At 61.0% G+C, this 24973-nt stretch carries 21 protein-coding genes and 3 tRNA genes; 11 read left to right on the forward strand and 13 right to left on the reverse strand.

All coding sequences use genetic code 11. The annotated features are described in order from the left end of the window. Positions 1–159 precede the first annotated feature (159 nt). Entirely contained in the window at positions 160–903 is a 744-nt protein-coding gene (locus HD598_RS05275; RefSeq protein ID WP_183664309.1) for a phosphoglyceromutase, read from the reverse strand. Between the two features lie 14 nt (positions 904–917). On the opposite strand from HD598_RS05275, the gene HD598_RS05280 reads away from it, so the two are divergent. Further along, positions 918–1745, forward strand: coding sequence for a class I SAM-dependent methyltransferase (locus HD598_RS05280; RefSeq protein WP_183664311.1), 828 nt, complete (start codon positions 918–920; stop codon positions 1743–1745). 13 nt (positions 1746–1758) lie between these two features. Here the strand turns inward: HD598_RS05280 and HD598_RS05285 are convergent, their stop codons facing one another. Together HD598_RS05285 and HD598_RS05290 are read right to left on the reverse strand one after the other, a co-directional pair. Continuing rightward, positions 1759–2058 carry a DUF2516 family protein gene (locus HD598_RS05285; protein WP_071894148.1) on the reverse strand — a complete coding sequence of 100 codons (300 nt, stop codon included), beginning with the start codon at positions 2056–2058 and terminating at the stop codon, positions 1759–1761. A 41-nt stretch (positions 2059–2099) separates the two neighbouring features. Further along, positions 2100–3236, reverse strand: coding sequence for a trans-sulfuration enzyme family protein (locus HD598_RS05290; protein WP_183664313.1), 1137 nt, complete (start codon positions 3234–3236; stop codon positions 2100–2102). Between the two features lie 177 nt (positions 3237–3413). Between HD598_RS05290 and tmk the strand changes: the two genes are divergently transcribed. From tmk to HD598_RS05305, 3 genes are read left to right on the forward strand one after another with little or no spacing between them, the layout of a single operon-like run. After that, complete coding sequence (gene tmk, locus HD598_RS05295) at positions 3414–4055, forward strand: dTMP kinase (protein ID WP_183666614.1); 642 nt, start codon at positions 3414–3416, stop codon at positions 4053–4055. Next, positions 4052–5221 (forward strand): DNA polymerase III subunit delta', encoded by a 1170-nt coding sequence (locus HD598_RS05300; RefSeq protein ID WP_183664315.1) that lies wholly within the window; start codon positions 4052–4054, stop codon positions 5219–5221. Before tmk ends, HD598_RS05300 begins: the two co-directional genes overlap by 4 nt. Then, positions 5218–6783 (forward strand): alpha/beta hydrolase, encoded by a 1566-nt coding sequence (locus HD598_RS05305; protein ID WP_183664317.1) that lies wholly within the window; start codon positions 5218–5220, stop codon positions 6781–6783. Before HD598_RS05300 ends, HD598_RS05305 begins: the two co-directional genes overlap by 4 nt. Before the next feature lie 31 nt (positions 6784–6814). Here the strand turns inward: HD598_RS05305 and HD598_RS05310 are convergent, their stop codons facing one another. Next, positions 6815–7753, reverse strand: a complete 939-nt coding sequence (locus HD598_RS05310) for an HNH endonuclease (protein ID WP_311538962.1) — start codon at positions 7751–7753, stop codon at positions 6815–6817. A 131-nt stretch (positions 7754–7884) separates the two neighbouring features. Here HD598_RS05310 and HD598_RS05315 point away from each other — a divergent pair. Then, positions 7885–7960, forward strand: a tRNA-Thr gene (locus tag HD598_RS05315). Positions 7961–8050: 90 nt separating this feature from the next. Here the strand turns inward: HD598_RS05315 and HD598_RS05320 are convergent. The 6 genes from HD598_RS05320 to HD598_RS05345 all read right to left on the reverse strand — a co-directional run bounded on the left by HD598_RS05320 (position 8051) and on the right by HD598_RS05345 (position 13534). Further along, complete coding sequence (locus tag HD598_RS05320; protein WP_071894152.1) at positions 8051–8305, reverse strand: hypothetical protein; 255 nt, start codon at positions 8303–8305, stop codon at positions 8051–8053. A gap of 93 nt (positions 8306–8398) precedes the next feature. Further along, entirely contained in the window at positions 8399–9244 is an 846-nt protein-coding gene (locus HD598_RS05325) for an aldo/keto reductase (protein WP_071894153.1), read from the reverse strand. Between the two features lie 7 nt (positions 9245–9251). Continuing rightward, entirely contained in the window at positions 9252–9749 is a 498-nt protein-coding gene (locus tag HD598_RS05330) for a hypothetical protein (protein WP_183664319.1), read from the reverse strand. Between the two features lie 141 nt (positions 9750–9890). Continuing rightward, positions 9891–10112, reverse strand: coding sequence for a YbdD/YjiX family protein (locus HD598_RS05335; RefSeq protein ID WP_183664321.1), 222 nt, complete (start codon positions 10110–10112; stop codon positions 9891–9893). Positions 10113–10177: 65 nt separating this feature from the next. Further along, complete coding sequence (locus tag HD598_RS05340; protein WP_311538963.1) at positions 10178–12421, reverse strand: carbon starvation CstA family protein; 2244 nt, start codon at positions 12419–12421, stop codon at positions 10178–10180. Between the two features lie 132 nt (positions 12422–12553). Further along, the gene (locus HD598_RS05345; protein ID WP_183666620.1) at positions 12554–13534 is read right to left on the reverse strand and encodes an NAD(P)H-quinone oxidoreductase; all 981 of its coding nucleotides are present in this window, start codon (positions 13532–13534) and stop codon (positions 12554–12556) included. A gap of 113 nt (positions 13535–13647) precedes the next feature. On the opposite strand from HD598_RS05345, the gene HD598_RS05350 reads away from it, so the two are divergent. The 3 genes from HD598_RS05350 to HD598_RS05360 all read left to right on the forward strand — a co-directional run bounded on the left by HD598_RS05350 (position 13648) and on the right by HD598_RS05360 (position 17448). Beyond that, positions 13648–13735, forward strand: a tRNA-Ser gene (locus tag HD598_RS05350). A 122-nt stretch (positions 13736–13857) separates the two neighbouring features. After that, complete coding sequence (locus HD598_RS05355) at positions 13858–14667, forward strand: VOC family protein (RefSeq protein ID WP_183664323.1); 810 nt, start codon at positions 13858–13860, stop codon at positions 14665–14667. Positions 14668–14907: 240 nt separating this feature from the next. Beyond that, positions 14908–17448 (forward strand): ExeM/NucH family extracellular endonuclease, encoded by a 2541-nt coding sequence (locus tag HD598_RS05360; RefSeq protein WP_311538964.1) that lies wholly within the window; start codon positions 14908–14910, stop codon positions 17446–17448. Between the two features lie 232 nt (positions 17449–17680). Here the strand turns inward: HD598_RS05360 and HD598_RS05365 are convergent, their stop codons facing one another. Further along, a complete protein-coding gene (locus HD598_RS05365; RefSeq protein ID WP_183664325.1) occupies positions 17681–19666 on the reverse strand; it encodes an FAD/NAD(P)-binding protein in 1986 nt (661 codons plus the stop codon). Between the two features lie 25 nt (positions 19667–19691). On the opposite strand from HD598_RS05365, the gene HD598_RS05370 reads away from it, so the two are divergent. Next, positions 19692–21866, forward strand: a complete 2175-nt coding sequence (locus HD598_RS05370; protein ID WP_183664327.1) for a prolyl oligopeptidase family serine peptidase — start codon at positions 19692–19694, stop codon at positions 21864–21866. A 114-nt stretch (positions 21867–21980) separates the two neighbouring features. Further along, positions 21981–22069: transfer RNA gene (locus HD598_RS05375), tRNA-Ser, on the forward strand. 108 nt (positions 22070–22177) lie between these two features. On the opposite strand, the gene HD598_RS05380 is transcribed toward HD598_RS05375, so the two are convergent. Beyond that, positions 22178–22702: a DUF1697 domain-containing protein gene (locus HD598_RS05380; RefSeq protein ID WP_183664329.1), complete on the reverse strand. Its 525-nt coding sequence runs from the start codon at positions 22700–22702 to the stop codon at positions 22178–22180. Positions 22703–22871: 169 nt separating this feature from the next. On the opposite strand from HD598_RS05380, the gene HD598_RS05385 reads away from it, so the two are divergent. Beyond that, on the forward strand, positions 22872–23285 hold the full coding sequence (locus HD598_RS05385) for an SRPBCC family protein (protein ID WP_183664331.1): 414 nt from the start codon (positions 22872–22874) through the stop codon (positions 23283–23285). Here HD598_RS05385 and HD598_RS05390 read toward each other — a convergent pair. After that, the gene (locus tag HD598_RS05390; RefSeq protein ID WP_183664333.1) at positions 23282–24973 is read right to left on the reverse strand and encodes an ABC transporter transmembrane domain-containing protein; all 1692 of its coding nucleotides are present in this window, start codon (positions 24971–24973) and stop codon (positions 23282–23284) included. The genes HD598_RS05385 and HD598_RS05390 overlap by 4 nt on opposite strands.

Here is a 24973-nt window from a genome sequence, read left to right on the forward strand (position 1 = left end):
ACGCAAAGCTCCGTCTCAACACCTGAGGGCAAAAGAGAGCAGACGCCCGCGAAGTCCCCCAACAACCGACCGGCTTACGCCGGTGCTTCGTGGATTTACCTCGCGAGCGTCCGCAGTTTTTAGGTACTCTTCGCATCCTCAGATGCAAGAGTCCAAGTGTTAGTGCTTGCCCTGGTTGGCGACAGCGGTAATTGCTTCCGCTGCTGCATCCGGGTCCAAGTACTTGCCTGGGCCAGTGGGACGGAAGTCCTCATCCAATTCGTAGACCAGCGGGATGCCGGTAGGAATGTTCAGGCCGGCGATATCGTCATCAGAGATGCCGTCGAGGTGCTTCACGAGCGCGCGCAGCGAGTTGCCGTGCGCGGTCACCAATACCGTCTTGCCTGCGGCGAGGTCAGCCTTGATGTTCTCTTCCCAGTATGGAAGCATGCGCTCGAGCACGTCCTTAAGGCACTCGGTGCGTGGGGCGTCGCCGCCCAGGTCTGCGTAGCGAGGATCGCCGATCTGGGAGAACTCGGAGTCGTCGGCGAGCGCTGGTGGTGGGGTGTCGTACGAACGGCGCCAGACCATGAACTGCTCTTCACCGAACTCGTCGCGGATCTGAGTCTTGTCCTTGCCCTGCAGCGCGCCGTAGTGGCGTTCGTTGAGGCGCCATGAACGGTTCACCGGGATCCACGAACGGTCCGCTTCTTCGAGGGCCAGGTTCGCGGTGATGATGGCTCGCTTCAAGAGCGAGGTGTGAAGAACGTCAGGAAGCAGGTCGGCTTCGCGCAAGAGCGCACCGCCGCGCGTTGCTTCGTTTCGGCCTTTTTCGGTCAGCGTCACGTCATACCAACCGGTGAAAAGGTTCTTTTCATTCCACTCGGACTGGCCGTGACGGAGCAAGATCAACGTATGAGTCATGTCCTCATCCTAAAATGGTCGCCGTGGTGCGCAAAGCAGAAAGACTCAGTAAGGACACACATGTCGGCGCGCCCGTAGGAAATGTCACGCGCGGCACCACGCACCCGCACCGCATGCGGAGGGTGGATCGTTGGCTCACTGGCACCCACAGCGCACTCTTGCGCGGCACCCCTTCACCCCTCGCAGTGGATCTGGGTTTTGGCGCTTCCCCTGTCACAACGCTCGAGATGTTTGAAGCTATTCGCGCTATCAATCCCACCGCCCACGTGACCGGCTTGGAGATCGAAAAGGATCGTGTGCTGTTGGCGCAGCAGTCAGCGCGCGAGGGCCTCGATTTCGCGGTGGGCGGCTTTGAGCTAGCCACTGCGCAGCGCCCGCTGGTGGTGCGCGCGTTCAACGTGCTGCGGCAGTATCAAGAGGACGACGTCGCCGCGATCTGGACGCGGATGACAGCCCGGTTGGCTCCGGGCGGGTTAGTCATTGAGGGCACGTGTAACGAGATTGGTCGGGTGGCGACCTGGGTTGCGTTGCGTGAGGGTGGCCCGGAGTCGTTGACGATTGCGATGCGCTTTGGTTCCTTTGAGCTACCGTCCGACGCCGCCGAACGACTCCCGAAAGCTCTTATCCACCGCAATGTTCCCGGGGAGCGCATTCATGAGTTCCTCAAGGCCTGCGACGACGCGTGGCTGGTTGCCGCTCCAGTCGGCGCTTTTGGGGCGCGGCAACGGTGGATTCGCATGTGCGAATCCTTGAAAAATCAGGGATGGCCGATCATCGGTGGGGTGACGCGGTGGCGCCTTGGAGAACTGACGGTCGCTTGGGACGCCGTACGAGCGGATTAGTAGTGCTGGCGGACTAGTAGTTGTAGTACCCGCCGCGGCCGCTCACTGCGGGACGGACGTCAGCGAGGTAGACACAAGCGATGCAGGCGCCCACAAGCTGGAAGATCCCGCCAGGCGAGAACAGCCCCAGAAGAGTGGCGAACGTGGCGGCAACCGTGAGACCGGTCCAGAAACCCTTGGTGCGCTTGCCTTCTTGAGCGAAGCGAGCTGCTGGGCGCATGAGGCAGTCCACGAGCGACCACAAGGCTAGGCCGAGGGCTACGATCGCGAGAGCGAGCAACAAGTAGTATTCGAAAAGGAGAGCTAGAGCCACAGCACCAGTCTAGGCAGTTCCCGCCGAATGTGTGCGAAGACCTAGCTAGACGCGCGAAGCGCCTGATCCAGGTCCAGCCACAAATCGTCGACGTTCTCAATTCCGACGCTCAACCGCACCATATTGTCCGCAACGGAATCGGGCTCGGAAGCGTGGCGGCGTCGTCGTTCTGCAAGGGACTCCACCCCACCCAAACTGGTAGCCGGGGTCCATAACTGCAAGGCCTGCAGGAACCGTTCCGCAGCCTCAGCCCCGCCCTTGACATAGATTCCGAGGACCGCACCGAAACCGCTCATCGTGGCTCTGGCGCGCTCGAATCCGGGGTCGGAGGGCAGGCCCGGGTAGCGGACCGAGTCGAGGTTGGGGTGTCCCTCGAGACGTCGTGCGAGCTCGCCCGCAGTGGCCATCGCCTTCTCCACGCGAACGGACAGCGTGCGCAAACCACGTAGGGCAAGCCACGCCTCAAACGGACCGGGAATGGCGCCCTGAAGCGTGCGTTCGCCGTGCAGGCGCTTGCGGATCTCGGGGTCGGCGCAAACGATGGCGCCAAGGATGACGTCCGAGTGACCGGACAGGAACTTCGTCACCGAGTGAACCACCACGTCAGCGCCCTGGGTGAGGGGCTGTTGAACGAGCGGGGTGGCGAACGTGTTATCCACGATGGTCAGGATGCCGCGCTCTTTTGCGGCGCTCGCAAGGGCGGCAATGTCAGCGACTTCGAGCATGGGGTTCGTGGGGCTCTCGATCCACAGCACGTCGGCGCCATCGAGCATGGCAACGGTAGCGTCGGTATCCGCGATGGGCCCGATCCGCACCGAGAAGTGGCCAGCCTTCTCCTTCTGCTGCGCCAACGAGAGCGTGCCGTTGTACGCCGTCTGCGGGAGCACAATGGTGCCGCCGAGCGGAACTAAGTTGAACGCCGCCGCGATCGCCGCCATGCCCGACGCATACAAAAGCGCCGCAGAGCTGGCTTTTTCGAGCGTCCCCAGCGCCTCCTCGAACGGATCCCACGTGGGGTTGGAGAAACGCGCATACACGCGCTCGTCCGCGCCGGGAGTCAGCGCGCCCACATAGGTGGACGTCATGGTGATGGACGGGTTTACCGGCGCATCGAGTTCGTGAGGCGGGCGTCCCAACGAGACAACGAGGGACTCCGGCGACAACTCAGGGTTCTGCATGCCGCCAGAATACTTCAAGTTTTTTGTGGTCCGGTTGTGGACAAGCCGGGCGGCCCGGGTATTGACCGATAGTCTGTAAGGGTGCACACTGGCGATCCTGCTTCTTCCAGCGCGGATGCATCTCTGACGGATGCCCGCGACAACTCCTCCACCACTGCGGCCTCTGCGCGCCGCGGCATGTTCATTGTCTTTGAAGGTGGAGACGGCGCCGGCAAGTCCACGCAGGCCGCCCTACTGGCTGCCAGCTTGGAGGCCATGGACCGCCACGTACTGCGAACCCGCGAGCCCGGCGGCACTGTGGTGGGCGAAAAGCTTCGTGGTCTGATCTTGGATCACGGTAATGGCACGGTGGATGCGCGCACCGAGGCGCTCATGTTCGCGGCTTCACGCGCCGCTCACGTCGAACAGGTTCTGCGCCCCACCTTGGCTGAAGGCACGGACATTATTTGTGACCGCTACATCGACTCGTCCGTGGCCTATCAAGGCGTGGGTCGCGGGTTGGGCACGGACAAGGTCTTGGCGTTGAACACATGGGCCACTTCCGGTCTGGTTCCAGACCTGACCGTGGTGCTGGACATTGATCCGGTGGCCGGTCGCGCGCGTCGCCTTCGCGATAACGCCACCGAGGACCGGCTGGAGTCCGAACCGGATGACTTCCACGCGAGTATCCGCAACGCTTTCCTGGATCTGGCCGCGGCCGCCCCAGAGCGGTATCTGGTCCTCAACGCCCTCGATGACTCCGTGACACTTGAGAAGAAGGTTTTCGCGCGAGTGAAAGAGTTCCTCTCCACGCATGCGTCCAAGGTCAGCACGCCGTGAGCGTCTGGGATGACCTACCCGGCCAAGAGCACGCGGTAGAACAACTTCGGCGGGCCGCAGAGAGCGGCTCCCCCACTCACGCGTGGCTCATGACCGGTCCGCCCGGATCGGGACGTTCCAACGCCGCCCGAGCGTTCGCCGCGGCGCTTCTCTGCGAGCGCGGCACCGGATGTGGAGAATGCCACGCCTGCCGGACCGTGTTGGCCGATTCCAACCCGGACGTCACCACCGTGGTCACCGAGAACGTCACCTACATGATCGAAGACGTCCGCGAGCTCATCACCAAAGCTCAAGACCGCCCGGCCTCGGGCGCTTGGCGCGTCATCATCATGGAAGACGCCGATCGCATGACCGAGCGCACCACCAACGTGCTGCTCAAGGCCATCGAGGAGCCACCACCGCATTCGGTATGGATCCTGTGCGCTCCCAGTCCCGCCGACGTGCTCGTGACCATTCGTTCGCGTTGCCGCAACGTGAACCTACGCGTGCCCAGCCGTGAATCCGTCACCGAACTGTTGATCCGCCGCGACGGGCTCTCCCCCGAACAAGCCGACTTCGCAGCCCGCGTCAGCCAAGGCCACATCGGTATTGCCCGCCGCCTCGCACGCTCCGAAGAAACACGGAAGCGTCGTGAAACCACCGTCAGAATTCCGTTTGCTTTGAAGTCGGCGTCCGACGCCGTCCGTGCAGCCGGCACCCTCGTAGACCTTGCCACCGCTGAGGCGACGTCCTCCGCAGATGATCGCGCAGCCGAGGAAGAACGCGGACTCCGCACCGCGTTCGGCATCGAAGCGGACGCCACCATTCCGCCGCAGCTGCGCTCGCAGTTCAAGAACATCGAAGAGACTCGCAAGCGTCGCGCTCGCCGTGGCATCCACGACTCTTTGGACCGCTCGCTGTTAGATGTTGCCACCGTGTACCGGGACATTCTCACGTTGCAGCTCGACACCAACGAAGAGCTCATCAACGAGCACTTGCGGGATCAGTTGCAGGATGTTGCGAACCGTTCGAGCGCCACGGACACCCTCGCGCACATTGACGCGATCTCCTTGGCTCGCCACCACATCACGTCCAACGTGAACCCGCTCATGGCGGTCGAGGCCATGATGGTCTCCCTGATTTCTCAGCACTCCACCTATTCGACCTCGCAAGGAGTCCGCTCGTGACCAAGACCCGCGTGAAACTGGCCGCCCTGATCGGAAGCGTGACGCTCGCGCTGACCGCGTGCGTGCCCGGTTCTTCGAACGGCTCCTCGTCCGCTAGCGGAAGCGGCGCGTCCGCCACGGCTACTACGACGACGCAAGCTGCGGCGTCGTCATTGCCTGCGGCCCCCGCTGGGCTTGAGGATTACTACGGCCAGCAGCCCGAATGGGAGAAGTGCGGGAATCTGGAGTGCGCGAACGTTGAAGTGCCGCTCGATTACAAGAACCCTGCTGGCGAGCGCATTTCCATCGCCGTCAACCGCTTGAAGGCCACTGATACGGCGCAAGGCTCGATCATCATCAACCCGGGTGGTCCAGGCGCTTCCGGCGTGGATCTGGTGGCCTCCGGTAGTGCCATGTTTAGCGAGACGTTGAAGAAGAATTTCAACGTGGTGGGTTTTGACCCGCGCGGAATTTCGCGTTCCGAAGCCGTGGAATGTCTGACGGATGCGGAACGGGATGAAGCTGCCACGGATAACACCGAGCCGGAGAACACCACCGCCTACATGGACTTCGTGGAGGACTCCGTCAAGGAATACACGGCCAAGTGTGCGGAGAAGTCCAGCAAGATTTTGGGTTTCGTGGATACGGCAAGCTCCGCGCGTGATCTGGATATTTTGCGCGATGCCCTCGGTGATTCCAAGCTGAACTATTTAGGCTATTCCTACGGCACCAAGCTGGGCGCCACCTACGCCGGCTTGTTCCAAGAGAACACCGGCAAGCTGGTGCTGGACGGCGCCATGGATCCTTCGCTGAACGAAAGCGAAATTACTATCGGCCAGGCCAAGGGCTTCGAGAACGCCATCACCGCGTACCTTGAGGACTGCTTGTCTGATGCGGCTAGTTGCCCGTTCGAAGGTTCCGTGGACGATGCCCGCGAACAGCTGATCTCGGTGATCGATTCCGTGATTGAGCAGCCAATTCCGACGAACATGGACCGTGAAGTGTCCGTGACGCAGTTCGTCAACGGCTTCATCACGCCGTTCTATGAGGATTCCTTGTGGCCGCTACTTTCGCTGGCGCTCACGGACATCATCAACGATGACAACGGTGACAACATCTTGGCGCTCGCCGATGCTTCGGCCGGCCGCGAGGACAACGGTACGTACAACGGCAACCAAGAGGACGCGTTCAACGCCGTGAACTGCTTGGATTACCCGCGCGGGGCAACCCGTGCGCAAATGAGCGCCGAGTACGACGAGCTCGTGGAAGCCTCCCCCGTGCTGGGTCGATTCTTGGCCTTCGGCGGGTTCATGTGTAACAACTGGCCTGTAGAAGCAACGAACACCCCGGCCCCTGCCTCAGCGGATAACGCCGCCCCGATTGTCATCATCGGCACCACCGGCGACCCAGCCACCCCGTACGAATGGTCGAAGTCGCTCAACGAGCAGCTAAAGACCTCCGTCCTGGTCACCTACGAGGGCGAAGGCCACACCGCCTACGGCCGCTCCAACCCGTGCATCACGGACGCCGTCGACACGTACTTCGTAGAGGGCACCGTGCCGCAGGACGGGCTGACCTGCTAAAGCGCTAACGCGTTCTAACGTCGATGTCGATTTACGCTGCGCCTGCGGAAGTAAACCGTTCGTAGGCCAGCTCCAACAGATCTTTACGCGGTTGCTCTTTCTTATTTTCCGGTAGCTTCATGAGCTTATTGTTGTGCAGCTCTTTTAGTCCGTGCTGCAGCATCGGCCCGTCGATCTCTTCCAAGAGATCCGGCCGGATCTTCACTACGAAGTCCGGTGTGACGCCGAGAATGTTTGAATCGAAAGCGGCGTGGTGAATCTTGCACAGCGCCATCCCGTTGACCACAGAGGCGATTCCAACATCATGCCGATCCGGCATGATGTGTGCCGCATCAAGAAGCTGGTAGTGCCCCAGGTTGCAGACCGCGCACCGGGTCTCGTAGGCACGCAGCACGGACGCCCGGAAGACGGGCTGGTGCAATCGTATGGTTGTCTCGGTACGTAAGTAGCGCCGCATGGTTTCTTGGATGGGGCTTTCCTGGCCCACGACGTCCGGGATGATGGCCGAGGCGTCCATCGGTGCCACCACGAATCTCTGTAAGTGTGCCTCTTCGTCCACTAAAAACACTGGGGCAACTACTTGGTACCTTGCTGGCGCGCGACCAATTCCCACAAACCAGATCATCGGCATCTGACGTTGCATGGATGTCCGCAGAGCCACATTTGTGAAGAGGAACGGATCGTCCCCTTCCCACATGTACCGAGGCAGACCGTCTTGACCAATCTCGTCCTCATAGGGACGCTCTTTTCCCGGTTCGCGGAAGGTGGTCACGATGGTCAGTGCACCTTCAAAACCTTTGGGTCGCCAGATCCCGCGTGACTGATCGATGAGCCGAAACTTCTCGCCCTCGAATCTGAACTCGGCGATTTCCTCGCGTGTCAGGGGAAGCCGGCCGTTGTCCGTGACCATGGATAACCATTCGATGGCTTCGAGACGAAGCTTGCTTTCTCTGTCCCCGGAGTTCGCCACCGTTCACCTTTTCAAAAACTCACATGCTGCCACTTCAAACACGCAAAACGTCCAACTGCCGGCAGCTTATCCCGTTTTGACCGAACTGCCCAGGGTCAAGTAAAGTTATTTCTCGCGGCCACGGCCGCTCAGCCCCAATAGCTCAGTCGGTAGAGCGTTTCACTCGTAATGAAAAGGTCGCCAGTTCGATTCTGGCTTGGGGCTCCATAGAAACCCCGGGATAGCGAACGGATCCCGGGGTTTCGACCTTTAATCAGCCAACTACTTTGTTACGTCTTCGACGAAGTGCGGAAGACTTTAAGACAACGGCTTGAGCTGGGCAAACACCGCGTTGATGAGCTCCTGAGAATCCACGCAGTAGAGCGTGGCACCCAGAATCTGGTGCGACTCCGCATCCACCAAGAACTTGATGAGTCCGCGAGGGTCCCCCACAATCTTCGGACGCGGCATGACCGCGATAGAAGCCACCGGCACCGACGTCACCAGAACGGAACGGCCGGATTGTCGCGCCTCAGTTTCGCTCAAACCCACGGAAGCCAGCGGCCTGGTCAAGAAAGGTTCCGGCGTACTCAGTCATAGAAAAACGATACCCCTCCCAGTCAGCGCTAGTTAGCGCCCGGGAGGGGTATCGATCAGCTACGAGGTTTACTCGAAGTTAGCCGTCAGCGGGTCAGCGCCCACGCGTCCGGCGGTGTCCTTATCCAGGGCATCGATCAGCGCGATGTCCTCAGCGGACAGCGTCACGTTCACGGCTTCGAAGTTCTCGCGGATGCGGGCTGAAGTGACGGACTTTGGAATGACCACGAAGCCCTTCGCAAGGTGCCACGCGATGACAACCTGCGCCGGGGTAGCGCCCACGCGGGCACCGATTTCGGCGAAGACTGGCTCGTCCAAAAGGCCCTTTCCGGAGCCGAGCGGCGAGTAGGACTCGTGCAGGATATTGTGCTTGGCTTCGTACGCTGCGATCTCGCGCTGCTGGAAGTGCGGGTGCGTCTCAAGCTGGTGGATGACCGGAGAAACTCCGGTCTCGGCGACGATTTCATCGAGCGCTGGGATCGAGAAGTTGGAGACGCCGATGGACTTCACGCGGCCCTGCTTCTGCAGTTCCACGAGCGCCTTCCACGTTTCCACGTGCTTGCCCTTGGCCGGAACCAGCCAGTGAATCAAGAGCAGGTCAAGGGTATCGAGACCCAGACGCTCCATGGAGGCGTCGAACGCACGGAGGGCGTTGTCATAGCCGTGGTCTGCGTTCCAGATCTTGGTGGTGATGAAAAGTTCTTCAGGGGAAAGACCGGATGCCTTGATGGCACGGCCTACGCCTGCTTCGTTTCCGTAGATGCGTGCGGTGTCGATGTGGCGGTAGCCAGCTTCGAAAGCCTCGGTAACGACGCGCTCGGCGACGTCATCTTGGACCTGCCACACGCCAAAGCCCAACTGGGGAATGGTGTTGCCGTCGGAGAAGGTGAGTTTGGGGGATGTAATTTCACTCATTCGTTCATCATGCCACCGCGGCGAGCTTCGCTTCCGCGCGCTCCACACCGTCCGTGACGGCAGCGACGCGCCTGCGCACGCTCGCGGCTGGCCCACTTTCCGCGGATTCCTGCGGATCTAGTACGACGACGCCGCTCGATTTTTGCAGGAAAGCCATCGCAAGTGCCTGGGCGGCTTGGGCGAGGTCGTTCGCAGTATGCGAAAGTTCGCGGTGAATTTCCACGCCGGGACCGGGGATATTGTTCTCCTCGCTGGGCCACAGCTCTTGAGCGCGGACGCAAATGGCGCGCACGCTCGGCAAAACATCAACGCATTCGTTGGCTAGGGACACCATGGCGTTGTGGAATTCGGCGTTCTCTTCGGTAAATGCTTCCTGCTCCAGGATCTGGTGGAAGCGGTCTAACGCTCGCACGTACCGATCGTGGGCGCGGCGCCATACTCCGTTGCCGAGCTCTTTCGCTTCCCGCCGATTCGCTCGCCATGTGCCGAAAATTCCACGTGCCATGCCCTCAAGCATTCCACGAGCAACGGTGCGGTCTGAAACTGAGAAAACACATCGGGCCTCACTTCGTAGTATCCGAAGTGAGGCCCGAGTTAATGCGAGTGATATTTGATTATGGCTGACGCACAGGCAATTCTGCGGGATTTAGCAGCATCGGCCTTGCGGGTTATCGTCCTGCCACTTGTTGTAATCCCGCCACCACTGGCGTTCGCTCACGGGAGGCTCGTCCGGGTGGTGCTTGGAATGGTGCTCCAAATACCTCTTGTACTTGTCCCCGCCCAAGACGCCCTCGAAGTAATCGGAGAGCGCTTTGGCACCCGAAACAAGCTGCGTGGCGCTTCCGCGGAAGAGCTCGCTAACCGTCATGATGAACCTCCTAGAATCTGATCTCCCGTGGTGTGCGGGATTCACAGCAATTACGTGATCGCTCGTTAGTGCTTTGCCCGAGTTGGCTGCAGTTCGGCGGGAAGATTGGCCCACTGCTTCTCGAGTTCCTTCTCCGCAGGGCTGGAAATCACACCAGCTGGTGCGTAGATGCGGGACTCCACTACGGGATCTTCGGTTTCATCGCCGCGACCGTTCGGGAAGCTGCGGATGGTAGCGATGATGGCCGTGACAATCACGGTGAGCGTCAGCACCAAGAAGATGATCGAGAGCGTGCCCTGGACCGTGGTGTTGCGGACCACGGCTTCCATGGCTTCTACGGTCTTGGCGGTGCCGAAGCTTTCCTTGCCCTCATCGAGCGCCTTGCGGAAGGCAGCATTTTGCGCCCAGTAACCAATAGCCGGAACCGGCGAGAAGATCTTGTAGAGCGAGGCCACGGTGGTGACAACGGTCGCGAAGACCAGCGGAACAATAACCACCCAGAGGTGCTTGAAGTTGCCGCGGCGAGCCACGATGGTCATGACAACTGCGAGCGCGAGCGCCGCCAACAACTGGTTAGCGATACCGAAGAGCGGGAAGAACGTGTTGATGCCGCCGAGCGGATCGGTGACGCCGAGGATCAGGATGTAACCCCAACCAGCTACCATCAATGCGGTACAAATCCATGCACCCAGTCGCCATGAGGTGTCCTTGAACTTCGGGATGAAGTTGCCGAGGGCATCCTGGAGCATGAAGCGGGCAACACGAGTTCCAGCGTCCACAGCGGTGAGGATGAACAGCGCCTCGAACATGATGGCGAAGTGGTACCAGAAGCCCATCATGGCGGTGCCGCCGAACCACTGGTTCATGATGTGCGCAATACCCACGGCAAGCGTTGGAGCGCCACCAGTACGGGACACCACGGACTCTTCGCCCACGTTGCGGGCGAGCTCGGTCAGGACGTCCGGCGTGAGGTTCACGCCGACCAATCCCAGCGAGTTCACGAACGCTACGGCGCCTTCCACGGTTCCGCCGGTGGCGGCCGCCGAGGAGTTCATAGCGAAGTAGATGCCGCGGTCAATCGAGATAGCAGCAACAAGGGCCATGATGGCAACGAAGGATTCCATGAGCATGCCGCCGTAGCCCAAGAAACGCGTCTGGCGTTCCTTTTCAACGAGCTTCGGGGTGGTGCCGGAGGAGATGAGCGCGTGGAACCCGGAGAGGGCACCACAGGCAATCGTCACGAACAAGAACGGGAAGAGCGGGCCGGCAACAACCGGTCCGTCTGTGCGGGAAGCGTACTCAGAGAACGCTGGGACGGAGATCTCGGGACGCACCACAATGATGGCGATCGCCAGCAGAGCGATCACGCCGATCTTCATGAACGTGGAGAGGTAGTCGCGAGGTGCCAACAAGAGCCACACGGGCAACACTGCGGCCACGAAGCCGTAGATGATGATGGCCCAAGCAATGACCGGGCGGTCCAGGTGGAAGAGTGCGGAACCCCATTCGGATTCGGCAACCCAGCGGCCGGAGATGATCGCGAACATCAACAGCACGAAGCCGATCACGGAGATTTCCATGACCTTGCCCGGGCGGATGTATCGCAAGTAGATGCCCATGAAGAGGGCGATAGGAATGGTGAGAGCCACGGAGTACACGCCCCACGCAGATTCACCCAGTGCGTTAACCACCACGAGGGCCAAGATGGCCACGATGATGATCATGATGGTCAAGGTCGCCAGTAGGGCTGCGGTGCCACCGATGAGACCCAGCTCTTCGCGAGCCATCTGGCCCAGCGAACGACCGCCGCGGCGCATCGAGAAGAACATGACCAAGTAGTCCTGCACGGCACCGGCGAGGATCACGCCGATGATGATCCAGAGCGTACCTGGCAAGTAGCCAAGCTGTGCGGCAAGCACAGGTCCAACAAGTGGGCCGGCGCCGGCGATAGCTGCGAAGTGGTGTCCGAAAAGCACGCGACGGTCCGTGGGCATGAAGTCTTTGCCGTTGGACTTGTACTCTGCCGGCGTTGCACGGAAGTCATCCGGCTGGGTGATCTTCTTCTCGATGTACTTCGAGTAGAAGCGGTAGGCAATCAAGTAGGTTGCAACAGCAGCGAAAACGAACCAAATGGCATTGATCGTTTCGCCGCGAGAAATGGCTAGAACGCCCCACGCGATGCCACCGATGAGTGCAATAGCAACCCAGATAGCAATTTTCATGGGAGTCCACTTTTTGTCCTCAGCCTCGAGGACTTCAGGATCAACGCCAGCTGGTGGCAATTGAGCCTGCGATGTTGGTGTACTCACGACTCTCCTCAAACAACGGTGTGTGATGAAATTTGGTACTTGTTGCGGCGTCTTATCCCCTTGACAATTCCGCAACTACACCAAAGAGAGTACGCCAGCAGAAGCAAGACGTCGATCACGAACGCACCCTAGTTACTCGACAGTTAGCAACACTTTCCCGAGGAAGTCGCCGGCGTCGAAGTACTCGTGTGCTGCCCGAGCATCCGCCAAGGCAAAGGTATTATCCACCGGAATCGTCACCTGACCTGACTCGATGAGTGGCCACACGTGCTCCAAAGTCGCAGCTACGATCCGCGCTTTCGCCTCGAGCGGCCGTGCCCGCAACGTGGTTCCCAGAATGGAAAGACGCCGACTCAACACTTGGCCCAAATCCAGCTCGGCAACCCTTCCGCCCAGCAGCCCAATGACCACCATGCGGCCGTCCACCGCGAGGGACGCTACGTTGTCCTGCAAATATTTGGCACCCACCACGTCGAGGATCACGTCCGCGCCGTGCCCCTCTGTAATCTCCTGAACGCGTTCTGCGAAGTTCTCCGTGCGGTAGTTGATCGCCGCTACCGCACCCAGCCCGAGGGCGTAATTCAGCTTCTCCGCGGAGCTTCCGGTGACGATCGGCTTGGCACCCAGCAGCGCGCAGACTTGGACGGCCATGGTTCCGATGCCGCCGGAGGCACCATGAATGAGTACCCACTCCCCCGCCTGAACGCCAGCGGTCATCCCCAGATTCGACCACACCGTGGCGGCAACCTCAGGCAATGCCGCAGCCTCCACCAGGCTCACGCCGCGCGGCACCGGGAACAGTTGCCCCTCCGGCACCACCGCGAATTCTGCATACCCACCTCCAGTAAGGAGGGCACAGACTTCAGCTGCGTCGTCGTACTGGGTAGCACCCTCGCCGCGCGCCACGATAGTGCCGGAAATTTCTAGACCCGGAATGTCGGAGGCTCCCGGCGGTGGCGGGTAAAAGCCCTTGCGCTGTTGTGAATCCGCGCGGTTCAGACCCGCCGCGGCCACCTTCACGAGGACCTCACCAGGACCGGGCTGCGGGACGGGCCGCTCAACGACGCTGATCACTTCAGGTCCGCCGCCTGCGGTAAATTCGATGGCTTTCATGGTGCCGGGGATCATGCGGGTGCCTTCCGTTGCTGTGATGGATGACGACGACGCCTGCTTGCGTAGGGTTTCAAATCGACATCCCGTCTGTGATTCACTACAGTAATTGGGCTGGATGGTTGTCCGAGCGGCCGAAGGAGCTAGTCTTGAAAACTAGTGTGCGGTAACCCCGTACCAAGGGTTCAAATCCCTTACCATCCGCGAAATATCGAGGGAAGTAGCGTCACTGACGTTGCTTCCCTCTTTTCGTTGCTTCTGACTAGGCGGTTCGTGCAGAATGAGCATGACCGCTGCATCTCCCTCCAAGCGAGAGAATCTTCATCATGGAAGTTAGCAACATCAAACCAGGCAACCCTATCTGGGCAGACCTGTCTACGTCAGACATTGAGACAAGCAAGAAGTTCTACGGCGAACTCTTCGGCTGGACCTTTGAAGGCGACGCCGACGAGTACGGCAACTACACCACCGCGTTCCTCAACGGTAAGCGCGTCGCCGCGCTCTACCCCTACGTTGCCGAGATGGGCGGATTCGCCAACACGTGGAGCGTGTACCTCCACACCGAAGATTCCCAAGCGACAGCAGCAAGCGTGACCGAGGCAGGCGGCACCGTGGCGCTCGAGCCCATGCACGTGGCCCCGTACGGCTGGATGGGCGGCTTCTTGTCCCCCGGCGGCGAGTTCGTGGGTTCGTGGCAGCCAGAATCTCACCCCGGCTTCGAGGTGCTTGCCGAGCCCGGAGCGATCGCTTGGCTTGAAGCCCTGACGAAGGACTTTGCAGCTTCGAAGGCATTCTACGAAAAGGCCTTCGGTTGGGATGTTCATATGATGGCGGACTCTGATGAGTTCCGCTACGCCACTCTGGGCGATGGCCCCGAAGCTGCAGCGGGCCTCATGGACGGTAGCGGTTTCCTTCCCGAGGAGGTGCCTGGTTTCTGGCAGATCTACATCAACGTGGAAAGCGTGGATGAAACCATCGCGAAGCTTCTCGAGTTGGGTGGCGAAGTGCTTGAGCCGGCGGCAGACACGAACTTCGGTCGCGTAGCTGCGGTTGCTGATTCCACGGGCGCTCGCTTCCGTTTGCAGCAGCACATCGAGGGCGCCACATACGACGCCGATCCCTCGGTCGCTGAGTAGCGGGCGTTTGCGCCACTGAAAGAATTTTTACGAAAGGTCCCGCGGCGTAAGCGTCGTGGGACCTTTATCTTTGCGCTTGTCAGTGCAGGTTTCAGCGGAATGTGCTGAAAGTTTTGCCGACGTACGGACGAACGGTGGCGCCTGAGTTACCGGCGAGTTCGCGTGTCCTTAACCTGATGTTCACCCTCCGGTGGTGGTATCAAAGCACTCTCTCCACACCGCAATTGAAGGACACGAATCGTGCGTTCATCTCTTCTGAAGGCCGGCACCGCGCTGGCCGCAGCGGCAACGTTAGCTCTTGGTTTCACGGCTCCAGCGGGCGCTCTCGCCCCGGCCGTCACCGTCTCCGCTAACGTTTCCGGAACCGATCTGATCATCAACGAGGCTTACCTTTCCGGCGGATCCGCCGGTGCAGCCTTCAAGAACAAGTTCATCGAGCTTTACAACCCCACCTCCCAGGCCATCACCTTGGATGGGAACTACAGCATCGCGTACCGCTCCGCTACCGGAACTTCGAACCCCGGCAACTTCCAGCTGACCGGAACGGTTCCTGCCAAGGGCTACTTCGTCATCAAGGGCGGAACCAACGGCACCAACGGCGCGGACCTTCCAAACGTCGGCGCGACGACGGGCATCAACCCGTCCGGAACCAACGGAACCCTCGTCCTCACGCGTTCCGCGTCGGCCATCAGCCTTCCTACCGGTTCCATCACCAACAACGCACAGGTTGTTGACCTACTGGGGTACGGCACCTCAAATACCTTTGAGACGGTGGCCGCCCAGTCGCCGTCGTCCACCACGGATGTAAAGTCCGTCAACCGCACCAATTTCGTTGACACTGACCACAACGCCAACGACTTCGTCCTCTCCCCCACCATCACCCCTGGAACTGCCAACGCTGGCACCACCGGCGGCGAAACTCCAGGCGGGGACACCGAAGCACCGTTGAAGACCATCGCCGAGATCCAAGGCACGGGAACCACTACGCCATTGCCGGCTAGCGACGTTCGCACCCGGGGCATCGTCACGGCCGTGTACCCGACCGGCGGCTTCAATGGCTACTACTTGCAGACCCCTGGCACTGGCGGCGACTCGTTGCCAGCTGCTTCCGAGGGCATCTTCGTCTACTCCTCCGCCACGGTGGATGAGGTTCAGATCGGCGACTACGTTGAAGTCACCGGCGAGCCAGCCGAGTACTTCAACCTCACGCAGCTCAAGGTATCCGCCGGTGGCGTCAAGCAGTTGACCGAACCAGCTGAGGCCATCAAGCCACTGACCATCGCGTGGCCCACCACGGACGCCGAGCGCGAACGCGTTGAAGGCATGGTGTTTGACCCACAGGGCGAGTACACCGTTGCCGATAACTACTCGTTGAACCAGTACGCGGAAATCGGTTTGGCGTTTGGAACCTCGGATCTGGTGGACGGCGCTACCACCTTGGTGCAGCCCACCGACGTGGAGGCTCCAGGCTCCGCAGCGGCCGCCGACTTGGCCGTGGAGAACTACCAGCGCTCGGTCACTTTGGATGATGGTGCCACCACCAACTTCCTCTCCAACGCCAACAAGTCCATCGCGTTGCCATACCTCACCGAGGAAGCACCGATCCGCGTAGGCGCTCCTGTGCAGTTCGCGACGGACGTCATTTTGGACTACCGCAACAGCACCTGGAAGTTCCAGCCGCTCACGCAGCTGACTGCTTCCAACGCCGCAAGCGTCCAGCCTGCAACATTCACGAACACCCGCACCGCGGCTCCGGATGAAGTGGGCGGCAACGTCAAGATCGCTTCGTTCAACGTGCTGAATTACTTCACCACCACGGGCGACCAGCTCACCGGTTGCACCTACTACCGCGATCGTGCCGGTAACCCCATCACGGTCAGCGGAGGCTGCTTGGCCCGCGGAGCTGCAAACGCTGAGAACCTTCAGCGCCAGCAGGACAAGATTGTTGCCGCAATCAACGGCCTTGACGCTGACGTAGTGTCCCTCGAAGAAATCGAGAACTCTGCAGCCTTCGGTAAGGACCGCGACGAAGCACTCGCTACCTTGGTGGCCGCGTTGAACGCTGACCGCCCTGGCACGTGGGATTACGTCCGCAGCCCAGAAGCACTTCCAGCTTCCGAGGATGTCATCCGTACGGCCTTCATCTTCAAGCCTTCCGTGGTGAAGACCGTGGACGAATCCGTCATCTTGGATGATCCTGCGTTCAGCAACGCACGTCAGCCATTGGCTCAGGCTTTCCAGAAGGTGGGCGGCAACTCGAAGACCCGCTTCCTCGCAGTGGTGAACCACTTCAAGTCCAAGGGTTCCGCTCCTTCCACGGGCGAGAACGCTGACAACGGTCAGGGCGGCTGGAGCGCAGCTCGCGTAGCTCAGGCCGAGGCTCTCGTGAAGTTTGCCGATTCCTTGAAGCTGGAGCGCAACACGGACAAGGTGTTCTTGACCGGTGACTTCAACTCCTACACGCAAGAGGATGCAATGCAGGTCCTCTACGAGGCCGGCTACATCAACCAGAACGCCAAGACTGGTGACTACACCTACCTCTTTGACGGTCTCGTTGGATCCTTGGATCACATCCTGGCTTCTCCAGCAGCAAACCAGCTCGTGACTGGCGTTGATATCTGGAACATCAACGCTGACGAGCCAATTGCTCTCGAGTACAGCCGTTACAACTACAACGCCACGAACTTCTACGCTCCAACCCCATACCGGGCGTCGGATCACGATCCAGTGATCGTGGGCTTTGAAGTAACGAAGAATTCGCCGAAGCCAGTACGTCCGTAGGCTCCGTAGATTTCCTTGAAATTACGACGGCGGCCGCCGGTTCCACTCAGGTGGAGCTGGCGGCCGCCTTTTGCGTGATCAGCGCGAGATCCGCTCCTATGCGAGAACACTTCTCGACAGAAAAACGCCGCGGAGCTGTAGAGAACTGGCCGCACATAGGGTGGGCGAGGGCGCGGAAGCGACGCTGACGCAACTCCAGCTACGAGTCGATCATGCGCATGGGACTCTCGAGCTATTGGGCCTGTTCCAGGATGGCCTCAGCCGCCGCGCTCGCGTCCCCGAGCGTTCGAGCGTTGCCGTCAGGATCGCCTCCGGCCTCGGCCGCAATAGCGGTACCCCACTGCACAGATGCCAGCTGAAGTCCCAGAACAAAGACGCCCTCGTGAACGTCTCCGTAGCGTCCGATCAATCGGTGCGGACGCTCGGTCACGTGGAAGCCAGCACCGGGCGCGAACTCGCCGTCTTCGGTGAGCATGGGCCGCGGTTGAGCCAGATCGTCATCCTGTAACTGGCGAAGCAGCGTGGAGTCCGTCTTGGCTACACGGTTGGCAGGCATCATGGCCTCCAACATGACCTTGGATTCCACAGGTGCAACATCCACCCACGGCGACTCGGCACTGAAAATGCCCCGTTCTTCGTCCAAGGTAAACGTGGGTTCTGGCCCGATGAAATGGACCACTCCAGCTCGAGCAAGCGCGGCCAGTTCGCGGATGCGCTGCACGGGCGGCCCGGAAGCCAAACCTTCCACGAGCGGCTCGAACGAACGCAGAATGTCATCTTGGTACGTGACGTCATCAAAAACGCCCTCGGCCACAAGCTTCTTCACGAGCATGCGAGCGGCGTGCATGGCACCGATCGCCATTTTCAGCGGATCGGCTTCGCCACGCTCTGCGGACTCCGCGTCCTCGTCCAAGTAGGCGATCACCGCTGCTTGGTACTCGTCGTCGGATTCAAATCCCCACTCACCAAACGGGTGACCCAATCGGGGAACATCCAACCAACCAGCACCGGGAGCGCACTGCTCCACGTGACGACGCACGGACGTCAGCCATACCTTTTGCCCGTGCACGCGCTGAGCTCCCAAGAGCTCCTCGAGTCGAACCACAAATGATGCGGCACCCTCGGAACCGCCAAAGAGCTCCGGCCGTTGCTCAGCCAACACGCGGTAGTACGTTCGCAACACATCGCGGTGGACCAGCGGCCACACGTGCGCACCGAAGGACAACTTGCCCGCGGGCTCACCTGGAACGCCGGCGTCTGCGATTGCCCGAATGGACTCCTCGGTGACGAACCGCAGCGAAATACTTGGCGGCACAAAAGCGTCCACGGCTGCCTTCGCACGATACGGCGCACCACGGCGGGACGCCGCCCACACGCGCGGCTCCAACCCGCTCGGCACATACCGCAAAGGTCCGCGCTCGGGGCGAGCTGCGTCGTCGTCCTCCACGGCAGCATCCGGCGCAACGAAACGGCCCCCGCGACCGGTGGTCAGCTCCGTGACGGCGTCAAAGAAATTCAGGCCGAGGCCGCGCACCAGCACCGTCTCGCCCGCAGGAATTGCGTTCCAGTCCACGTCAGGCGGCACATTCGGCGGGATGTACATGAGGCCCAACTGCGCGGCTTGCTCGCCCGCGACTTGCTGGCGCGGGTTCAGTTTCGCGGGCACGTGCCCCACAGAAAGTACGACGGCGTCAGCTAGCGTCGCGTTGTTCGGCTGCGGTTCCGCACTGCTGGCGTCGCGATATTCGAGCACGTACAACTCGCCGGAGGCGCGCATGGAAGTGACTTCCGCCCGACGATGCGTGAGGGACTGTACCCGCGGGTGGGCACGCAGCTTCTCGCACGCACGCTGCGCCACTTCGCTCAAGTACTCGCCGTAGAGCGCTCGCGGCGGGTAGGAACCGCGGCCCAGAGCGGCAATGTCCGGACGCTCGGCGGCGTGCTCTTGGCGCCACTGATCGAAGCTGTAATCCGGAGACGCCGTGGGATACACGGCCGGAGTGTTCATGAGGAAGTTGCGGGACTGGTCCGTCCGCCACACGTGTCCTGGGCCTGGCTCAAAGGGCTCGAAAATCACGATCTCGAGCGGGGCGATCTCGGTGGTGTCCGTTCCGGCGTCGGAAACGGTGTCCGCTTCGAGGGCATTCGCGAGGCGGTCCAAGAAACTCGTTCCGCGCGGTCCCGCCCCGACCACCGCAATTCGGAATGGTTTGCGCATTCTGTCTCATCCTTAGACTGTCACTATGACTGATTCTGCACTCCAGCCTACTCAACCCACCCTCGCCAACGAGCCTCACGACTCCTACTTGTGGCTCGAAGAGATTCACTCCGAGCGCGCCATGACGTGGGTGAAAGAGCAGAACGCTCAGACGGAAGCCGCGTTCCAGGACGCAGAGTTTGAGGCCACCGCGGCCACCATCTTGTCTGTCTTGGACTCCGATGACAAGATTCCGGGCGTCACGAAGCGCGGCTCCTACTACTACAACTTCTGGCGCGATGCCCAGCATCCGCGTGGCCTGTGGCGGCGCACCACGTGGGATTCGTACGTTGCGGAGACCACCGAGTGGGAAATCTTGCTGGACGTTGACGCGTTGGCCGCGGCGGAGAATCAAGCGTGGGTGTTTTCCGGCGCCACGCTCTTGAAGCCGGAGTTAGCTGACGCTCCTTACGAGCGTGCGCTCGTCAAGCTCTCCCCCGATGGTGGCGATGCCGTGACCGTTCGGGAGTTTTCCTTGACCACGTTGTCTTTCGTTCCGGCTCCCGAAGGCTTCGAGCTGCCGGTGGCAAAAACCAGTGTGACGTGGGACGGTCCGGATGCACTGTTCGTCGCAAGCGACTTCGGCCCTGACTCATTGACGAAGTCCGGCTACGCGCGCTCCGTGCGACGGCTCGTACGCGGCGGCTCTTTGGCGGACGCACCCGAGGTCTTTTCCGTTCCCGTTGATCACGTCCTCGCGGCCGTCGGCAAGGACACCACGCGCGGATTTGAGCGCGTGTTCGCGACGGACGCCGTGGACTTCTTCACGTCGCGCACCCACATTCTGCAGCCCGACGGATCGTGGGAGCTCATCGACGTTCCCGAGGACGCGAGCGTGGATGTGCACCGTTCATGGTTGCTGGTGTCGCCGCGACTGGATTGGGAGCTCGAGGGCCGCACGATTCTTGCGGGTTCTTTGGTGGTTGCGGATTGGGAGGCGTGGCGCTCGGGTTCGCGAGAGCTCACGGTGATTTTTGAGCCCGACGACGCGGCCTCGCTTGAGGGGTGGAGCTTTACGAAAGATTTCCTCCTCCTGAATATCCTGCGGGACGTCTCCTCACGCATCTTGTTGGTAGATCCTGCTGCTGGTTGGGAAACACGGGAGCTCGATCTGGGTGCGCCGCTCAGCAGCACTTCGGTGGGTGCCGTTGACGATGAAGATCCTGAGCACGGCAACGACTTCTGGCTGACCACCACCGGGCATTTGACGCCCACCACTTTGTTGCGTGGAAGCCTTGACGGAATGGGGTCCGCTGAAAGCGAGCCACCAGCGCTCATCAAGCAGGCGCCGTCGTTCTTTGATGCATCCGAATTCGAAGCCACGCAACACTTTGCAGTCTCCGCCGACGGCATCCGCGTTCCGTACTTCCAGATCTCGCCGAAGAACATGCCGCTGGACGGGGACAACCCCGTCTTGATGAACGGCTACGGCGGATTCATGATCTCGCTATCCCCTAGCTATCTGGGGTCGATCGGCGCTACGTGGTTGCAACGAGAAACTCCGGCCGGCCGGAAAGCCAGCTACGTGGTGGCGAACATCCGCGGAGGCGGCGAATACGGACCGCGCTGGCACTCGGCCGCGCTCAAGGAAAAGCGTCACCGCGCGTACGAGGACTTCGCGGCCGTCGCCCAAGATCTGATCTCGCGCGGAGTGACGCGTCGTGAACGCCTTGCCGCGTCCGGTGGCAGCAACGGCGGTCTGCTCATGGGCAACATGATCACCACCTACCCCGAACTCTTCGGCGCGATCTCGTGCGGCGTTCCACTTCTGGACATGCGCCGCTACACCAAGCTTTCGGCTGGCCACTCGTGGGTGGCCGAGTACGGTGACCCCGATCTTCCCGAAGAATGGGAGTTCATCAAGACCTTCTCCGCCTACCACCTCCTCGATACCAACCTCGGCTCCAACGAGTACAGCGCAACGGAAGGTTCAGCTGGGAGGCGAGCTCCGGCGTCGTACTTCTGGACCGCAACCAGCGACGACCGCGTGGGCCCCGTGCAGGCACGCAAGATGGCAGCGAAAATGCGGGACATGGGCTTCGCGGACATCTGGTTCCACGAGGACCTCGACGGCGGGCACTCCGGCGCCAGCGACAACCGTCAAGCATCGCAGAACTCGGCACGGAGCCAGTCGATCTTGTGGCGGTACGTGGGGCGTTAGAGCTCACCGACGCCTGAAATTGGGCCGACTTTCCGGATACTTTCCGTCTTGAGAGATCTCACTTTGAGTCTTGGGGTAGCTATCCGGTAGGCTTGACTGGCGCGTAAGCGTGCTGGAGACGTGCCAGAGCGGCCGAATGGACTTCACTGCTAATGAAGGGTCCGGGGAAACTTGGACCGGGGGTTCAAATCCCCCCGTCTCCGCGAAATTTTTGACGATTTCGTCAAAAAGCCCTAGTGGGTCCGGGATTTCGATCTCGGGCCCACAGCTGTTTTCCAGGCTATTTCTGACGCCTTGACGCCCTCGTCGCTCTAGCTCTCACGGAACTTCTTGACGAGCCGCTCCACTGTTCCACTGGTCCGTGAGGTAACAGGCACTTGGAGCTGTCGTTCTAAAAATCCAGTGACGTCTCCGACGCTACTCTTGTGTTTCCAACACAGACTCCACGCATGATTCGTTGAGATACTGCGGACTTCCACTAAGTTGTCACGACTGCGCACAGGTGTTGTAAGCACTGGGGTTTTGGTGGCGTCAAAGAACGACACCATGACGCGGTAGACGTTTTCGACCGGATCAACTTCCGGCGATTGTGCAGAGATTTCAGCTAGGTCCGCGAGGGTGAGGACAACATAACTGTGGTGGTAGCCGAGCTCGGCGAGTTGAGATTTGGCGAGCTCTTTTGTGGACTCCAGGTCAGCCGATTCGAAGACCACAGTTCCGTTGGTTTGGAAATTGCTGGCTGAGCCCGGACCGCCGAAGGCTGCAAGAAGTTCGGCGCTTGACGGGCTACCTTTGTGTCCGAGGTTGAGGTTTCGAAATAGGGCCACGAATTTCATGGGCAATCACTTTCCATTGAGCATCGGCACTCGAGTTGCACCCATGCGTTGTCAGTGTTGTTGGAGACATTACCTGCGAAAACGCTCCCTGCATCGGCCCTGAGAATGCAAAGGCGGCATAGTCCTACACCTCGCGCGAATCAGCGGCAGGATGTGCTGGACTAGCCTCATGCTTTATCCAGCTCACCACATTTGCATCGGCATCGACGCTGAGCCCGCGAAAGTTACCCAGTTCGCGGGCAATCCTGCCAATCTTCCGCAATGGGCGGCGGGGCTTAGCGCCGGCATCCGTCAAGAAGGCGTCAAGTGGATCACGGATTCGCCCATGGGCGTCGTGGAGGTCCGCTTCACCGGCCCCAAGAAGAACGATGTCCCAGAACACGGCATCCTGGATCACGACGTGATCCTCCCGGACGGCACCACAGTCCACAATCCCCTGCGCGTTCTGGCAAACGGCACCGGCAGCGAAGTGATTTTCACGCTGCACCGTCTGCCGGGCACCTCGGATGCTGATCTCGAGCGTGACGCTGACATGGTCCGCGAAGACCTCGCCCGCCTCAAACAGCTACTGGAACAGGGCTAGACGGTCACCGCCACCTGAGCCGGAGCGTCCACGTTCCACGAACGCCACGACTCCAAAACATCCCCAGGCCGCGTACTCGCGAAAATCACCACGCCCGGGTAGTCCCGCAGAATCTCGCGCAACACGTCGCGGCCAGCTTCAGTCAGGTCCGAGTCGATGTTCTTGAGCAACAGCATGGCCGGGTTGCCGAGGGACGCGCGGGCGACGTGCAGGAGCGCGACTTCGCTGCGATCCAGCGGCAATCCGCCGCGGCGCAGCTGCGTGTTCTCCCCGTCGGGCAGAGCGCGCACGCGTTCTAAGAGTCCTACGCTTGCGAGCGCCTCGGTGGTGCGCCGCGCGGACATGTCCGGCCGGCGGTATCGGACGGCGCGGGCGATGGTGCCGCGTTCGAGCGGGACGCCGCTTGCGGCATATCCAGTACGACGACGCCGCTCCTTTCCGCTGGCACCGTTCAGTTCCTTGCCATCAACAGCGAGCGACCAAACTGGCTGATCGGAACCGCTTAGCTGGGGTGAAAGAGGGGCGGAGAGCGTGCTGAACAGTTCGTCGATGCGACCCTGCGTGCTGGCGTTGACCAAGATGCGTTCGCCTTCTTCGGCGTAGAGCGGAGGAACTCGGGTTCCCTCCACGCGCAGTCCACGAATGACCACGCGGCCGCCTTCGGAGTCGTCAACATCCCAGGCTGCGAGGGCCGTGGCCGCCTCAAGATTGTCCAGAAGCTCCACCTTGGGTTCGGAAGCTTCAGCAAGAACCGGAGCGATCGCCGGGCCGATGATGCGGCGGGCGGCGTTGAAGTTTTGCCGGTATTCCACCACGCGACCGAGCTCGCTCACCGGTGCGCTGACGAAGCCCAAGAGCATGAGCGCCGTGGAGATGGTAGCTACGTCGATTGCCCCCGTGGCACCCAAGCCGGCGATGACTGCGGAGCCGAGCAGCGGCGTCGTCATGGAGAAACCACGCAAAGAACCGGCCACACGCGCCCTATCGATCGCGGCACCCATCACGCGCGCACCGCTACGGTCAAGGTTGCGGATTTCGCGGTCCGTGCCGCCAGCGGCGCGAATGCCTTCCGACGCGCGGATGGTGTCGCTAATGCGTGCGGCGAGATTGCCGCGCAGGCGTCGCAACTCGCGAGCCCGTTCAAGGGCGGGCTTCGCCAAATACGCCAGAATCGCGCACAGGATCAGCATCAACACCAGCACCGTCACACCGAGCGGCCACGAGAGCGCCCACAACAACGCTATCGTCGCGAGCACCAGCGGCACCGCGGCGATGAGCGGAACTAAGCCCTGGGACACCCAGTTGCGGATGCTGCTCAGATCGTTGGTGGACCGCGCAATCGTGATGCCAAGGGACGGAGTGCGTCCTCCACCGAGCGCGGCCCGGAGCAACAGCACACGGATCTCGTGGACGTAGGACTGACCCAAGCGCTCGGCGAGCACGCGCTCGAGATACTTGGTGATGCCCACGCCCAACACGCTGCCCGCGAGAACCGAAATGAATCCCGCGAGCGCGCCCACGTTGCCCGCCAGCCGGCCTGAACCGGTGTGCCCGGAGACCAGCTGACCTACCGTGAGCGCCGCGATGATGGCGCACGCAGCACCCGCGAAGGCTACGGCTAGCAGGGCTGCGAAGGTTCGCCGCCGCTCCCCTGCTAAGAGTCGGGGCAACTGTGGATTTTCACTCAT

This window comes from Neomicrococcus aestuarii (genome assembly GCF_014201135.1).
GTDB classification, from domain to species: domain Bacteria; phylum Actinomycetota; class Actinomycetes; order Actinomycetales; family Micrococcaceae; genus Neomicrococcus; species Neomicrococcus aestuarii.